Genomic DNA, 14,551 nt, shown 5'->3' on the forward strand with positions numbered 1-14,551 from the left:
TCAGCCCTTCGACGCCATGTATTCCTTGATCTGGCCGAGCTCCTTCTCGAAGTCGTCGTAGTCCTCACGCATGCCGTTGAGGTACCCGCTCCAGCCGAGGCTGTTCTTCGCGTAGTGGACGGCTTCCTGGATCTCCTCGTCGGTGGCCCCGAACAGCTTCGCCGCCTCGGTGTGGAAGAGCGTGCAGTAACGGCACTTCGTCTCCGAGTGCAGGGCGATCCCGATCAGTTCCTTGTACTTGTTCGGGATCAGCGTCTCGCCGAGTTCGAGCCTCTTGAAGATCTCCCACTCGTAGTCCAGCAGATCATCAGGGATCCGGGCCAGGAAGTGGGGTACGAGTCCCAGGGTTTCCTTGATCTCCGCCTCCACCTCGCTCCGGCTGCGTCCCGCCATGGCGACCACTCCTTCCAGCCGAGCGGAACCGTTCCCCCTCCTTCCACGCTAGGCCTCGCCGAGGGCCCCTGCGACTCCTGCCGGCACCCGCCGGGGCCTCGTCCTCGGTCGGGGCGGAAGCGGCGACAAGGGGGCCTCGTGATCAGTCCTGCGGCGTGCGCAGCCGCTCCTCCAGGTCCCGCAGGTCCTTGGCCAGGGAGGACCGCACCCTGCGGCCCATGAGCGGCGCGGCGAGACCGTACAGGCCGGACGCGTCGCCCCGTACGCGGATCCGGGCGAGCGTGCCGCCACCCGGTTCCGGGTCGAAGGTGTACGTCACGTGCATGGGCATCGGGCCCGCGACCGACACCATGTCCAGCAGCCGTGGCGGATCGTGGGCGGCGACGCGCAGCACGTAGTCGATCCGCCTGCCCAGGAAGTACGCGGTACGGGTCACCTCGGCCCCGACCCCGAAGCCGCCCGAGTCCGCCTGGCGCGTCAGCTCCGCCGTACGGATGCCCTGGGTCCACTCGGCGTCGTGGCGCCAGTCCATCGCGTAGGCGGCCACTCGCTCGGGGCGCAGCGGGATCGCCCGCTCCACGGTCACGTCGATGCCCATCACCGCCCCGCCTCCTCTTCCCGGTCGGGCGCCCGTCTCCATGAACCCACCCTGGTCGTGCGCCGGCAACCGGGCCCGGGTCGGGGATCCGCCGGCACCGGGTTTCACTCGCCTTCTCGGCCTCCGGTCGCCGAGCCCTGCGCGTACCCGCTCAGGGCGAGTGCCGCGGCCTCGCCCCGTGAGCTGACGTCGAGCTTCTTGAGTACTCCGGTGACGTGGAACTTGACCGTGCTCTCGGTGACCCCGAGCGCGTCCGCGATGGCCTTGTTCCGCTTGCCCTGCGCGAGAAGCCGCAGGACCGCCCGTTCCCGCGGGTTGAGACTCTCCAGTCTCGTCTCGCCGGTCCGCGGGGCCGGCGGGTCGAGAGGAAGGGTGATGCCGGCCCGGCTGCCCCAGCCCGGTACGGCGTCGAGGTCGACCGTGGCACCGAGCGCGCGTGCGCGGCCCTCGAGTTGGCGGGACAGCGTGTGCGTGTCCATGCTCCCGGATTCCTGCTCCCGCACGTCGATCCGCAGCGACGTGCCGTCACAGGTCCAGGCGATGCGCAGGCGCGACGGGGCGGGCTGCGTGGTCAGGGCCAGCACTGCCGCCCGGGTCATCGCGCGAGCGGCGTAGGCGACTTCTCCGGGCAACGGCCGCGTCCCCTTGGCCGGCGGCACGAATTCGACGCGGGCCCGGTGGTGCTTGAGCACCTGCCGGACGTCCCTGCGCAGTTTCGTGAACGCGGCCGGGGCCGCTTCGTCGGTCAGGGCGAGGTCGGACTTCTGAGCGGAGCGCAGTGCCACCAGTGCGGCGGAGGCGGTCTCCGTCGCGGCCAGACGGGCCCGGCGGTCGTCGAGTGCGGCGGCGCGCAGTGTGTTCAGGACGGCGACCAGTGCGCTCTCGTGCGCCGCCGCCATCTCGGTGATGGTGCGGGCCCGCTCGCTGGACGCCGCGCGTGACTCGGCGAGGTAGTCCGGGCTGGCCTGGGCGACCTGCTGTCTGATCGACGTCGCGACGATCCCGAAGAGGGCCGACAGGGCCATGGGGTGAGGGAACTGCTTGCGGGAGGCGCGCGGCACGAGGACGAGCAGCGTGCCGACCGGGTCGCGGACGGCCCACACGGTGCGTGTGGCCCCGCCGATCGCCGCCGTGGTGCTTCGGGGCCGATCGGGCTCGACGAGGGCCTTGAGCTGCTCCAGCTCGTCGATCGTGACCTTGTTGACCATGTCGGCCGCGCCGGCGACCTTCCGGGGCCTCCCGGTGCACTCCCTGGTGAAGATGACGAGTGCGGTGTGCGGCCACCGGTCCGACAGGAAGCGGGAGAACCTGCGCGCGATCCCGTGCAGTGGCCCCTCGATGACCTCGCGCAGCGCCAGGAGATCCGCCTCCGGCAGTGTCGTGGTGTCGAGCATTCCCGTGACCATAGCCGGTCCGGCGGCCGGCCGGAAGTCGAGGTTTTACTAGTCGGCCGGACAGGTCGCCCGTACCCGGCCCGGAGCTAACGTCGCGGAGTGTGTGCGCCGGTGCGCACACGTTGTCACCGACTGATGAGGGATACAGGTCAGATGCCACAGCAGGTCCGCGGAGTGATTGCCCGTTCCAAGGGGGCTCCGGTCGAGCTCACCGACATCGTGATTCCCGACCCGGGACCCGGTGAGGTCGTCGTCGCGATCGCCGCGTGCGGCGTGTGCCACACCGATCTGACCTACCGCGAAGGCGGGATCGACGACGCGTTCCCGTTCCTCCTCGGTCACGAGGCCGCCGGCACCGTGGAGAGTGTCGGCGAAGGTGTCGAATCGGTGCAGCCCGGCGACTTCGTCGTCCTGAACTGGCGTGCCGTGTGCGGGCGGTGCCGGGCGTGCAGGCGCGGCCGTCCCCAGTACTGCTTCGACACGTTCAACGCCCGCCAGAGGATGACCCTGACCGACGGGACGGAACTCACCCCGGCCCTCGGCATCGGCGCCTTCGCCGACAAGACCCTGGTCCATGCCGGGCAGTGCACCAAGGTGGACCCGTCCGCGGACCCCGCCGTCGCGGGTCTGCTCGGCTGCGGTGTCATGGCCGGTCTGGGCGCCGCCGTCAACACCGGCGGGGTGGGCCGCGGGGACTCGGTCGCGGTCATCGGCTGCGGCGGCGTGGGCGACGCGGCCGTCGTCGGGGCCCGGCTGGCGGGCGCCTCGAAGATCATCGCGGTGGACCGGGACGAGAAGAAGCTGGCCTGGGCCCTCGACCTGGGCGCCACGCACGCGGTCGACGCCGGCACGTCCGACGTCGTCTCCGCGATCGCCGAGCTGACGGGTGGCTTCGGCGCCGACGTCGTCATCGACGCGGTCGGCCGGCCCGAGACGTGGAAGCAGGCGTTCTACGCGCGGGATCTCGCGGGCACCGTCGTGCTGGTGGGCGTTCCCACGCCGGACATGGAGCTGGAGATGCCTCTGCTCGACTTCTTCTCCCGCGGTGGTGCGCTGAAGTCGTCCTGGTACGGCGACTGCCTGCCGGAACGCGACTTCCCGATGCTCGTCGACCTGTACCTCCAGGGCAGGTTGCCCCTGGAGAGGTTCGTCTCGGAGCGCATCGCGCTCGAAGACGTCGAGAAGGCCTTTCACACCATGCACGCCGGTGAGGTGCTGCGTTCGGTGGTGGTCCTGTGAGCGGCCTGCGTGTCGAGCGCGTGGCCACCTCCGGTGTCTTCGCCCTCGACGGCGGCACCTGGGAGGTCGACAACAACGTCTGGCTCGTGGGTGACGACCACGAGGTCGTGATCATCGACGCGGCACACGACGAGCGGAGGATCATCGACGCGGTGGGGGACCGCGACGTGGTGGCCGTCGTGTGCACGCACGGCCACAACGACCACGTCACCGTCGCGCCGCGGTTGTCGCTTGAAGTCCAGGCGCCGGTCCTGCTGCATCCCGGCGACCGGGAGCTGTGGGAGATGACCCACCCCGGCCAGGCCTTCGGGCACGTGAGCGACAGGCAGCGCGTCGACGTGGCCGGCACGGCGCTCGAGGTGATCCACACTCCGGGACACTCCCCCGGGTCCGTCTGCCTGCACCTGCCCGAGGCCAAGGTGCTGTTCACCGGGGACACCCTGTTCTCGGGCGGCCCGGGGGCCACCGGACGCTCGTTCTCGGACTTCCCCACCATCATCGGGTCGATCCGCGACAGGCTGTTCACGCTGCCCGAGGACACCCGCGTCCACACCGGGCACGGGGACGGCACCACGATCGGCACGGAGGCACCGCACCTCGCCGAATGGATCGCACGCGGTCACTGAGCCGCTTCCGGGGCCGGCGAAGGGGCGAACAGCGCGTCCGCCCGCTTCCCCGGCCCGCAGGGCGGCATCGTCCGCCGCACGGTCCCGGTCCCTCGGCCGTACGGTCACCGGCCGGAGATCTTGTGACGGAACGGGGAGGCTAGGGTGTCGGCATGTTACGACGAACCACCTCCATATCCGCCCTGACCGGGCCCGGTTACCCCTTCTCCCGGACTGCCTCCTCCCCGAACGTCGACGGAGGCCGCCGGTGAACAAGCCGCTGAGGGCTGTGGCGATCTTCTGCGGGTTGCTGATGCTCGGGCTGCTGCTGCGCGCGAACTGGCTCCAGCACGTTCGGGCTCCCGAACTCGCCGCCGACACGAAGAACCGTCGGGTGCAGATCGAGCAGTTCTCCGCCCCGCGCGGGGACATCGTCGTCGGGGGCAAGGCCGTCACCGGCTCCGCCGAGGTGGAGGGCACCGACCTCAAGTACAAGCGCACCTACGCCGACGGACCGATGTACGCGCCGGTGACGGGATACGCGTCCCAGGCGCAGGGCATGACACTGCTGGAGAAGACGTACGACGGCATCCTGACCGGCAAGGACGACCGTCTGGCGTTCCAGCGGTTCGCCGATGTGATCGGCGGCAAGGGCCGGCGGGCCGGCTCGGTGGTCACCACCATCGACCCGAAGGCACAGAAGGCCGCCTACGAGGGGCTGACCGAACTGAAGGGCGCGCGGGGAGCCGTGGTCGCGCTGGAGCCCCGCACGGGCAAGGTGCTGGCTCTCGTCTCGGCGCCCTCCTACGACCCGTCGCAGTTCGCGGGCGGCACGTTCAAGGAGTCCGACCGTTTCGTGGCGCTCGACAAGGACAAGCGCAAGCCGCTGGCCAACCGCGCGCTGCGGGAGACCTATCCGCCGGGCTCCACCTTCAAGATCCTCACCGCGGCGGCCGCCCTGGAGCACGGGATCGTCACCGACATCGACGCCCCCACGGGCGCCGTCTCCCCGTACCCCCTGCCGCAGTCCACCAACAGGATCGGCAGTGAGGCGGGCGACGCGGTGTGCGGCAAGGCGTCGCTGAAGACCGCGATGCAGCACTCGTGCAACAACGTCTTCCTGGACGCCGCGTCCCGACTGGGGCAGGACAAACTGCGGGAGACGGCCGAGAAGTTCGGCTTCAACGAGGACGTCTACTCCGACGACTTCGGTGACCTGCTCGCCACCAAGAGCCTCTACCCCGAGGACCTCGACGCGCCCGGTACGGCGCTCACCGGTATGGGACAGGGCAGCCTCACCAGTACGCCGATGCAGATGGCGATGGTCACCGCGGCGCTGGCCAACGACGGCAAGCTGATGCAGCCCTACATCGTCGACGAGGTCCGCGGCCCGGACCTCAGCACCCTGGAGAAGACGCAGCCCGCGGTGATGAGCGAGGCGGTCTCCGCGGAGACCGCGCAGAAGGTGCAGCAGATGATGGAGTTCACCGCGAAGGAGGGCAGCGCCCGCCGCGCCCGGATCGACGGGATCACGGTCGGGGGCAAGACCGGTACCGCCCAGCGCGGTGTGAACGTGGCCGACGAGGTGCCGTACGGCTGGTTCGTCTCCTACGGCGAGAAGGAGGACGGCTCGTCGGTCGCGGTGGCCGTCTTCATCGACCCGACCGACATGGACATCTCGCGTGCGGACATCTCCGGCGGCCGTCTCGGAGCGCCCATCGCACGCAGTGTCATGAAGGCGGTCCTCCAGCCCTAGCGCCGGGCTGCCCCGCGACGCGGCGCGGCCGACCGCCGGGAGTGGTTCCCCTCCCGGCGGTCAGGCGGGCAGGCGGGGCACGCTGTCGATCAGGCGGCGGGTGTACGGGTGGGCGGGGTCGCCGAGGACACGCGCGGTGTCGCCCTGTTCCACGACCCGGCCGCCCTCCAGAACGGCGGTGCGTTCGCACAGGGTCGCCACGACCGACAGGTCGTGGGAGACCATCACCAGCGTCAGGCCGCGTTCCCGTTTCAGCTCGGCCAGCAGCTCGACGACCTTCACGCGGGTGGTGACGTCGAGGGCGCTGACGGGCTCGTCGGCGAGCAGGACCCGGGGCTCGCACACCGTGGCGCGGGCGATGGCGATGCGCTGGCGCTGGCCGCCGGAGAACTCGTGCGGATACCGCTCGGCGGCGTCGGCCGGCAGCCCCACCGCCTCCAGCGCGGCGGCCACCTTCGAAGCGGCGCCCGCCCGGGTGTCCAGGCCGAGGGAGCGCAGGGGTTCGGCGACGATCGAGCCGACCCGGCGGCGCGGGTCGAGGGAGGAGTAGGGGTCCTGGAAGACGCACTGGACGCCGCGGCGGAAGCTCCGCATCTGCTGCCTGTCTCGCAGGGCGAGGGGCGCGCCGTCGAAGCGGACCGTGCCGGCGGTGGGGCGGGCGAGGCCGAGGAGCAGGCGCAGCAGCGTGGTCTTGCCCGCGCCGGACTCGCCGACGAGGGCCAGGCTCTCCCCCGGGCGAACGGCGAGGGACACGCCGGAGACCACGTCGGCGCTGGCCCCGCGGTAGCGGGCGGACACGTCGGCGAGTTCCAGCACGGGGGTCACGGCGCGCTCCTCAGGTTCAGGGCGGATTCCAGCGCGCGGGCGCTGGCGACCAGGTCCCGGGTGTACTCCTGGCGGGGGGCGCCCACGATGTCGCGTACCGCGCCCTCCTCGACGGCCCGCCCCTCCTTCATGACCAGGACCCGGTCGGTGACCTTGGCGACGACGGCGAGGTCGTGGCTGACGAACAGCACGGCCATCTCCCGTTCCCGGACGAGGGTGTCGATCAGGCCGAGCATCTCCGCCTGTACCGACACGTCGAGGGCGGTGGTCGGTTCGTCGGCGATGAGCAGCGCCGGCTCGCACGCGAGGGCGGCGGCGAGGGCGACACGCTGACGCTGGCCGCCGGAGATCTCGTGCGGGAAGGCGCGGGCGATGCGCTCGGGTTCGGGCAGCCGCACCTGGGCGAGGGCGTCGAGGGTGGCGGCGCGCAGTCTGCCGCCCTTCAGACCGGTGCGCCTGGCCAGGGGGCCGGCGATCTGCCGGCCGACCCGCATCAGGGGGTCGAGGGCGGTCAGCGGCTCCTGGAAGACGACGGCGGCGTCCCGGCCGCGGACGGCGGTCAGTTCCTTCTCCCGGGCGCCCAGGATCTGCGTGCCGGCGAGGACGACGCTGCCGGTGGCGGTCATACCCTCGGGGAGCAGGCCCAGCACCGCGAGGGTGGTCAGGGACTTGCCGGAGCCGGATTCGCCGATCAGGCCGAGGCGTTCGCCGCCCGCGAGGGTGAGGGACAGGTCACTGACGAGGGGCCGCCCGTCGGCGGTGCGGACGGTCAGGTGTCGGACGTCGAGCAGGGTCATGTCCGCCTCCCGCGGCCGGCCGGGTCGAGGACGTCGCGCAGTCCGTCGGCGATCAGGTTGACGCCGATCACGAGGAGCACGAGGAGGATGCCGGGGGCGAGGGCGCCGGCCGGGGCGGTGGTGAAGGTGGCCTGGGCCTCCTGGAGCAGGCGCCCCCAGGAGGCGTTGGGCGGCGGGGCGCCCAGTCCCAGGTAGGACAGGCCGGCCTCGGCGAGGACGGCGAGGCCGAACTGGAGGGCCAGGTTGACGACCAGGGTGGGCCAGATGTTCGGCAGGACGTGGCCCGCGACGGTGCGGGGCCAGGAGGTGCCGGAGGTACGGGCCGCGGTGATGTAGTCCTGCGTGAGGACCCGCTTGACCAGGATGCGGACGAGGCGGGCCACGACCGCGCTCTGCGCGAGGCCGATGGCGAGGACCGCCGAGCCGAGGGTGGCCGAGCGGGCGGCGACGACGAGCATCGCCAGCAGCAGCGTCGGGAAGGCGATGAGGATGTCGAGGAACGCGGAGAGCGTGTCGTCGAGCCAGCCCTGGGCGAAGGCCGCGAGCACGCCGAGGGTGACACCGATGAGCGCGGCGACGGTGACGGAGCCGAGGCCCGCGCCGAAGGCGATGCGCGCGCCGGTCATGAGCTGGGTGAACAGGTCCCTGCCCAGCTTGTCGGTGCCGAGCAGGTGTCCCCCGCCCGGTCCGGCGAGGCGTCCGCCCGAGGTGTCGTCGGGGCTGTAGGGCAGCCACACGAACGACACGACGGCGAGCAGCGCGACCAGGCCGGTCAGGACGCAGCCCACGACGAGGGTGACGGAGCGCCGGCGGGAGCGCCGGCCCGTGACCGTTCCGGCCGGGCGGACCAGGAGGTCCGTGGGGGTCATCGTGTGCCTCCCGAGAGCCGTCCGCGCAGCCGCGGGTCGACGATCCGCTGGACGAGGTCGGCCAGGAAGCCGATGAGCAGCACCGCGAGGGTGGAAACGAACAGCACGCCCTGGATCACCGGGTAGTCGTGCTGGGTGATGCCGGTGGCCAGCAGCGAGCCGAGGCCGGGCAGCGCGTACACGGACTCCACGACGACGGCCCCCAGCAGGGTCGAGGCGAGTTCGATGCCGAGGACGGAGATGACCGGGACCGAGGCGTTGCGCAGGCCGTGCCTGCGCATGGCGGTACCGAAGCTCTCGCCGAGGGCGCGGGCGGTGCGCAGGTAGTCGCTGCCGAGGACGTCGAGGGTGGCGGAGCGGACGTACCGGATGAGGGAGGCGCTCATCACCAGGGCGATGGTGACGACTGGCAGGACCAGGGAGCGGATGGCGTCGGCGGGTGCCGCCCAGCCGTCCTGCGGGAAGCCGCCGGAGGGCAGCCAGCCCGCGTTCAGCGCGAACACGGCGATGAGGATCATGCCGAGCCAGAAGACGGGCACGGCGATGCCGAGCTGGGAAACGCCGCTGAGCAGTGCCCCGTACCAGGTGCGGCGCTTGTACGCGGCGACGAACCCGGCGGGGACGGCGATGAGGACCGCCAGGACGAACGCGGCCAGGGTGAGCGGCACGGTGACGTTCAGGCGGGCGGTGACCTCGGGGCCGACGGGCAGCGAGCTGACGAAGGAGGTGCCGAGGTCGCCGGTCGCCAGTTGCCCGAGCCAGTGGACGAACTGCTCGGGCAGCGGCCGGTCGGAGCCGATGGAGCGGCGGGCCGCGGCGATCTGCTCGGGGCTGGCGCCGACCGACGTCAGGGCGTTGGCCGGGTCCCCGGGGAGCATGCGCAGCAGGACGAACAGCACCACGCTCGCCAGGACCAGCGACACGGCCAGGAAGGCGAGCCGGCGCAGCAGGTAGCGGCCCATCAGCCCTTCTTCTGGATGTCGTAGGCGTAGAACTGGGAGTTCAGGCCGTTGAGCGGGTAGCCGGAGAGCTTGCTGTTGGCCACCACGATCTGCGGGTACAGGTACAGCCAGTCGCTGGCCGCGTCCTCGGCGGTCTTGCGGTTGGCCTTCTTCAGCAGTTCGGTCTGCTCCGCGGTGGTGGAGGCCTTCTCGGCCTGGTCGATCCACGCGGTGACCTGCTTGTTGTCGTATCCCCAGTAGAAGTCGGGGTTGCCGTACCAGACGAGGTCGCGGTCGTTGACGTGCTCCTGGAGCGTCGCCGTGAAGTCGTGGTTCTGGTAGACCTTCGTGTACCACTCGTCGGGCGTGATCGTGTTGATCTTGACGGTGATGCCGACCTTGGCGAGTTCCGACTTGATGAACGTCGCGGCCGTCGGGTGCGGGTCGTAGTTGGGGGTGTCGAGGGTGAAGGTGAAGCCGTCCTCGTAACCGGCCTCGGCGAGCAGCTTCTTGGCCTTGTCCACGTCGTGGGCGTTGACGTCGGTGAGGTCCTCGTACCACGGGTCGGTGGGCGGGACCATCGATCCGATGAGCCGGCCGTAGTCGCCCCAGACGGACTGGAGCAGCTTCTTGTCGTCGATGGCGGCGGAGACCGCCTGCCGGACCTTGACGTCGTCGAAGGGCTTGGCCCGGTCGTTGAAGGCGAGCAGCAGCTTGGTGGTGGATTCGCCGTCGTTGACCTTGTAGTTCTGGTTGTTCTTGAACTGCTCCAGGGCGTCGGGCGACTGCTCGCTGGTGACCACGTCGACGGCGTTGGTCAGCAGCGCGTTGTTCAGGGCCGTGGCGTCCTTGTAGTAGTGGAAGACCACTTCCTTGTTGGCGGCGGCCTCGCCCCAGTAGCCCGCGAACCGCTGGAGGCCGAGGGCCGAGCCGCGGGTCCACTTGGCGAGGGTGTAGGGGCCGGTGCCGTCCTCGGTGGTCTTGAGGTTCTTCGCCTCGGAGTTGATGATCCAGACGTAGGACAGGTTGTAGACGAAGGAGATCGACTTCTGCGACAGCGTGACCTTCACGGTCTTCGTGTCGGGGGTGGCGATGTCCTTGACGACTTCCAGGTTGCTCTTGCGGGCGGACTGGGAGTCCTCGGCGAGGACCTTCTGCAGGCTGTACTTGACGTCGGCGCTGGTGAGTTCCTTGCCGCTGTGGAACTTCACGCCGTCGCGGAGGGTGAAGGTGTACGTCAGGCCGTCGTCGCCGACCTTGTAGTCCGCGACGAGGAGCTTCTCCACGTCGCCGTCGTCGGTGAGCCTGAACAGGCCTTCGTAGACGTTGCCGTTGAGGGCCTCGGTGACGCCCTGGCCGCCGCCCGCGGTGTTGTCGAGGTTCTGCGGTTCGTACAGGGAACCGATGTTGACCGTGGCGTCCTTGTCCCAGGTGCCGCCGGAGGAGGCGGACCCGGTGGATCCGCCGCAGGCGGTGAGGGCCAGGGAGAGGGCCGCGGCGGTGGTGACGGCGTACAGGGACGTCTTCTTGAGGCTCATGGCGTGCGGGCGCTTTCGTGCGGTGGGGCGGGAGGAAGGAGGACCGTCAGTGCTGTCCGGTGAAGCCGTCGCGGAAGACGGGGAGCTTCTCGCCGGCCTCGACGGGCAGGTGGAAGCGGTTCTGCCGCGGCGGCATCGGACAGTTGTACTGATCCGAGAACCCGCAGGGCGGTACGAAGGCCCGGTTGAAGTCGAGGACCACGCGCTGTTCGTCGTCGGTGCGCTCGACGAAGAGGAAGCGCCCGGCGCCGTAGGTGGTGTCGCCGTTGGTGGGGTCGCCGAAGACGAGAAGCAGGGTGCCGTCGTCGTCGAAGGCGCTCAGCGTGTAGTCGCGGCCGTCCACGGTGAGGGAGATGTCGCCGGGGACGACGAGGTCGCGGGTGCCGCCGTTGTCGCGGATGTGCTCGAAGGCGACGCGGCGGGCGCCGGGGACCGGGGTGTAGGCGGCCTCCAGGACCCAGGCGGGGTCGTAGTCGAAGACGTCCACACGGTCGAAGGCGGTCAGGGCCGGTGCCGCGGCGTCCCAGAAGCGCAGGCCGTGCTCGGGCTCGCCGGTGACCATGTCGGTGCGGCTGAGGGTGGTGACGGTGACGGTGTCCGGGGTGCCCGCCCGGGCCGCTTCGGCGTCGGGGCGCTCCCCCGCCGGCAGCCAGCGGGTCTCGACGAGGGCGAGGTTGCCCGTGGGGGCGGTCAGGGCCGCGCGGCGCCCGGCACACCAGTCCTTCCAGCGGTCCTCGGGGTCGGCGGGGGTCGCTGCGGGGGCGGGCTGGTGCACGGCATGCTCATTCGGCTAGGAGGACGGCCGGTCAACGACACTGCGTTAATACATGGCCAAAGCAAGTTCTTTATCCTCCATAAGGTCATCTAATGTCAAACGCGCGTTTCACCTGTTGAGACCGCTGATGGACGCGCCAGGCGCCCGGCCCCGCGGCAGCGGGCGGGGCGCCTGGCGTTTCGGAGCACGAGGCGTGTGACCCCGTCGCCGGACCATGGGTACATCACCTGGATGACGCCTCACCGCCGGGAAGTGACCGGGACGACGAACGCGGACGCGCGCACCACGAGGGTCCGCGAGGTGCGCCGCCGGCTCACGGAGGAAGGACCGCCGCGCACGCGGGAACGGCAGGGGGACTTCGAGACCGTTTCCGTGCCGCAGCGGCACTGCGACCGGCTCCGCGATCTGATGGTCGCCGAGCGGGCCGGGAAGGTCGTCGAGGTCGGTCTCGCCTACGCCGGCTCCGCACTGGCCATCGGCGAGGCGCTGATCACCGCCGGCCGTCCGTTCCCCCGGCACGTCGTCATCGACCCGTTCCAGGAGAGCGAGTACCGCAACGCGGGCTGGGACCTGCTGCGCGCCGCCGGGCTGGACTCGATCGCCACGCTCATGCCCGTCCCGTCGTCGGTCGCGCTCCCGCGGCTCCTCACCGAGGGTTTCGTGGCCGACGCGGCCTTCGTGGACGGCAGTCACCGGTTCCACGAGGTCTTCGTCGACCTCTACTTCCTGCGCGGGATCGTCCGCCCCGGGGGCCTGATCGTGATCGACGACGACTGGTGGCCGTCCGTGCACACGGCCGCGCGGTACTACGAACGGAACCTCGGGTGGACGGAGATCCCCGACGCCTTTCCCGGCGAGGCGACCGGCGCCGGACCTCGGGACGGAGACGGGGTGCGGTGCAGGGCCTATCGCTTGCCCGACCCCTCGTTCGAGCCGTCCTTCGATGACTTCCGCGCGTTCTGAGCCGGGCGGTGGCGTGGCGTCGTCACCTGCCCCGCTCTCAGTCGGGCCCCGCCCAGTCGAACGGGAAGTACTTGCTCGACTTTCCCGAGCGTTCCCAGGAGAAGCCGAACGCGTCGGCGCGGTCGGTGGTGGCCCGGCCCCAGGTGGCGACCTGCCCGGGTCCGACCTCGGCGCCCGGAGCGTTGTGGACCTGGACGCGGGCGCCCTCCGGCGTCGTCGGACCGGTGAGCGCCTCGGCGGTGGCCGTGACCCGTTCGGGGATCTCGGCGCGCCAGGTGGCCAGGTCCTCGTCGATCTCCACGCGGATCGGCGCGATGTCCATGCCGCGCATCTCGGGCCGGAGCATCTCCCCGAACCGCGCCGGCCAGCCGCCCGCCTCACCTCCGAAAACGGTCCCGAGCGCGGCGCGCTGCCGGTCGTCGGCACGTTCGTCGAGGAAGACCGCCGCGTACGCGTCGCTGTGCTCGCCGCCCCAGACGTTGCCGGTGAAGGCGCCCAGCATCAGGACGTTGAGATCGTCGAGGCGTACGTCGCCGTAGTTGCCCTCACGGATGTGCCAGACCAGTACGCCTTCGCAGTCGCCGTAGGTCGGGGGCTGCGCGAACGTGCAGGGGCACGGTATGGCGCATTTACACACGTCGAACCAGTCGCCGGCCAGATGCCAGCTCGTCCCGGTGGTGACCTGTTCCGTCATCTCGCTTCCCTCCCGTCGAGTCCGGGGGACTCACTCGGAGTGGCGAGACCGCGCTTCCCGAGCCCGCACGCGGATCCGCGAGGCGGCCTCTCTCTTCCAGCTTGCCGCACGTGCTCACATGCCGTCCATCGAGGGAGACGATTCCTGCAATCCCGGCAACAGCCAGTCCTGGAACGGCGCGAGCACGGCGAGGACGAGGAGGACGACTCCCACCGAGCGGGCGAGCAGCGGCCCCCGCGACCACAGCTTCTCCACGAAGATCACCACTGCCAGCCCGGCCATCGCCGCCACGTTCATCATCCCGAGCGGCACGAGGACGACCATCAGTCCGGCGCAGCAGCCGACGCAGTAGGTGCCGTGGTGGACGCCCACCCGCAGATCGCGCGCCGGCTGCCGGAACCCGGCGTAGCGCACCAACTGGCTCATGGGGTCGCGGCAGTGCCGCAGACAGACGTTCTTGAGGGGCCCGAGCTGGTAGAGGCCCGCCAGCAGGAAGGCGACGGCGCCGATCCAGCGCCCCGCCGCCGGGTGATCGTCCACCAGGTCCCCGGTGAGGGCCAGTGCCGCGTAGGCCAGCAGCCCGAAGGCCGTCCACACCAGCAGGTACCCGCCCACGAACTCCAGCGTGCGGCCCGCCCGCCTCCACCCGGACGACCGCCGCCCGATCCCCCGCACCCAGGTGAGGGCCACCGGCGCCATGGACGGCAGCATCATGGCCGCCGTCATCGTCACCCAGAGCACCAGGAACAGCGGGATCGCCATGCCCATCGTGCCGGGCCCGACCCCCATGTCCCGGGCCTGCCCGACGGTGAGGATCCAGGCGGGCACGGCGATCAGGACGATCAGCGACCACGCGACGGCGAGTTCCTTCGCCGGCAGCAGACCCCCGCCCGCCGCGGTCGGCGCGGGGGACCGGGCGGAGACGGGGACGGAAGTCCGGAGATGCCGCATCATTGCACTCCCCTGCCTACACCCCCAGGACAGCACGCCCTCCGCCCCGCCGCGACTCCGCTCCGGTGGGTGGTGCGGCCGGCGAGGCGGGCCCTCCGCAGCCTCGGGGGGCCGCGCGAGCGGCGGGTCGGCGACGCGCTGTCCACGAGGGCCGTCCGACGCCCCGAAGCCCGCAGGGCGCCGCGTTGCCGGGATCCGGCACCCGGGCCGGGG

General features: G+C 71.0%; 15 protein-coding genes. 4 read left to right on the forward strand and 11 right to left on the reverse strand.

Translation table 11 applies throughout. The features are described 5' to 3' along the window. From ACH499_RS06070 to ACH499_RS06080, 3 genes are all read right to left on the reverse strand, one after another. Nucleotides 1–393: a carboxymuconolactone decarboxylase family protein gene (locus tag ACH499_RS06070; protein WP_365603253.1), complete on the reverse strand. Its 393-nt coding sequence runs from the start codon at nucleotides 391–393 to the stop codon at nucleotides 1–3. Between the two features lie 142 nt (nucleotides 394–535). Beyond that, a complete protein-coding gene (locus ACH499_RS06075) occupies nucleotides 536–991 on the reverse strand; it encodes an SRPBCC family protein (protein ID WP_399014043.1) in 456 nt (151 codons plus the stop codon). A 104-nt stretch (nucleotides 992–1,095) separates the two neighbouring features. After that, the gene (locus ACH499_RS06080) at nucleotides 1,096–2,385 is read right to left on the reverse strand and encodes a LuxR C-terminal-related transcriptional regulator (protein WP_399014044.1); all 1,290 of its coding nucleotides are present in this window, start codon (nucleotides 2,383–2,385) and stop codon (nucleotides 1,096–1,098) included. Nucleotides 2,386–2,538: 153 nt separating this feature from the next. On the opposite strand from ACH499_RS06080, the gene ACH499_RS06085 reads away from it, so the two are divergent. From ACH499_RS06085 to ACH499_RS06095, 3 genes are all read left to right on the forward strand, one after another. Further along, on the forward strand, nucleotides 2,539–3,624 hold the full coding sequence (locus ACH499_RS06085; RefSeq protein WP_399014045.1) for an S-(hydroxymethyl)mycothiol dehydrogenase: 1,086 nt from the start codon (nucleotides 2,539–2,541) through the stop codon (nucleotides 3,622–3,624). Further along, nucleotides 3,621–4,250, forward strand: a complete 630-nt coding sequence (locus ACH499_RS06090) for an MBL fold metallo-hydrolase (protein ID WP_399014046.1) — start codon at nucleotides 3,621–3,623, stop codon at nucleotides 4,248–4,250. Before ACH499_RS06085 ends, ACH499_RS06090 begins: the two co-directional genes overlap by 4 nt. 247 nt (nucleotides 4,251–4,497) lie before the next feature. Further along, nucleotides 4,498–5,985 (forward strand): penicillin-binding protein 2, encoded by a 1,488-nt coding sequence (locus ACH499_RS06095; protein WP_356204768.1) that lies wholly within the window; start codon nucleotides 4,498–4,500, stop codon nucleotides 5,983–5,985. A gap of 60 nt (nucleotides 5,986–6,045) precedes the next feature. Here the strand turns inward: ACH499_RS06095 and ACH499_RS06100 are convergent, their stop codons facing one another. The 6 genes from ACH499_RS06100 to ACH499_RS06125 are packed head-to-tail and all read right to left on the reverse strand — an operon-like array spanning nucleotide 6,046 to nucleotide 11,730. Next, on the reverse strand, nucleotides 6,046–6,810 hold the full coding sequence (locus ACH499_RS06100) for an ABC transporter ATP-binding protein (protein ID WP_399014047.1): 765 nt from the start codon (nucleotides 6,808–6,810) through the stop codon (nucleotides 6,046–6,048). Next, a complete protein-coding gene (locus ACH499_RS06105) occupies nucleotides 6,807–7,607 on the reverse strand; it encodes an ATP-binding cassette domain-containing protein (protein ID WP_399014048.1) in 801 nt (266 codons plus the stop codon). Before ACH499_RS06105 ends, ACH499_RS06100 begins: the two co-directional genes overlap by 4 nt. Then, entirely contained in the window at nucleotides 7,604–8,476 is an 873-nt protein-coding gene (locus ACH499_RS06110) for an ABC transporter permease (RefSeq protein WP_399014050.1), read from the reverse strand. The genes ACH499_RS06105 and ACH499_RS06110 overlap by 4 nt, the downstream gene beginning before the upstream one ends. Next, nucleotides 8,473–9,438: an ABC transporter permease gene (locus ACH499_RS06115; RefSeq protein WP_399014051.1), complete on the reverse strand. Its 966-nt coding sequence runs from the start codon at nucleotides 9,436–9,438 to the stop codon at nucleotides 8,473–8,475. Before ACH499_RS06115 ends, ACH499_RS06110 begins: the two co-directional genes overlap by 4 nt. Then, nucleotides 9,438–10,955, reverse strand: coding sequence for an ABC transporter substrate-binding protein (locus ACH499_RS06120; RefSeq protein WP_399014052.1), 1,518 nt, complete (start codon nucleotides 10,953–10,955; stop codon nucleotides 9,438–9,440). Before ACH499_RS06120 ends, ACH499_RS06115 begins: the two co-directional genes overlap by 1 nt. A gap of 46 nt (nucleotides 10,956–11,001) precedes the next feature. Continuing rightward, the gene (locus ACH499_RS06125; RefSeq protein WP_399014053.1) at nucleotides 11,002–11,730 is read right to left on the reverse strand and encodes a DUF1684 domain-containing protein; all 729 of its coding nucleotides are present in this window, start codon (nucleotides 11,728–11,730) and stop codon (nucleotides 11,002–11,004) included. 252 nt (nucleotides 11,731–11,982) lie between these two features. On the opposite strand from ACH499_RS06125, the gene ACH499_RS06130 reads away from it, so the two are divergent. Next, nucleotides 11,983–12,693 carry a class I SAM-dependent methyltransferase gene (locus ACH499_RS06130; RefSeq protein ID WP_399014054.1) on the forward strand — a complete coding sequence of 237 codons (711 nt, stop codon included), beginning with the start codon at nucleotides 11,983–11,985 and terminating at the stop codon, nucleotides 12,691–12,693. Between the two features lie 37 nt (nucleotides 12,694–12,730). Here ACH499_RS06130 and ACH499_RS06135 read toward each other — a convergent pair whose 3' ends face one another. Both ACH499_RS06135 and ACH499_RS06140 read right to left on the reverse strand, forming a co-directional pair. After that, nucleotides 12,731–13,387 carry a DUF1326 domain-containing protein gene (locus ACH499_RS06135; protein ID WP_399014055.1) on the reverse strand — a complete coding sequence of 219 codons (657 nt, stop codon included), beginning with the start codon at nucleotides 13,385–13,387 and terminating at the stop codon, nucleotides 12,731–12,733. 114 nt (nucleotides 13,388–13,501) lie between these two features. Then, nucleotides 13,502–14,338 (reverse strand): DUF2182 domain-containing protein, encoded by an 837-nt coding sequence (locus tag ACH499_RS06140; protein WP_399014056.1) that lies wholly within the window; start codon nucleotides 14,336–14,338, stop codon nucleotides 13,502–13,504. Nucleotides 14,339–14,551: the final 213 nt, after the last annotated feature.

This window comes from Streptomyces sp. NPDC018947 (genome assembly GCF_044390505.1).
Lineage (GTDB): Bacteria > Actinomycetota > Actinomycetes > Streptomycetales > Streptomycetaceae > Streptomyces.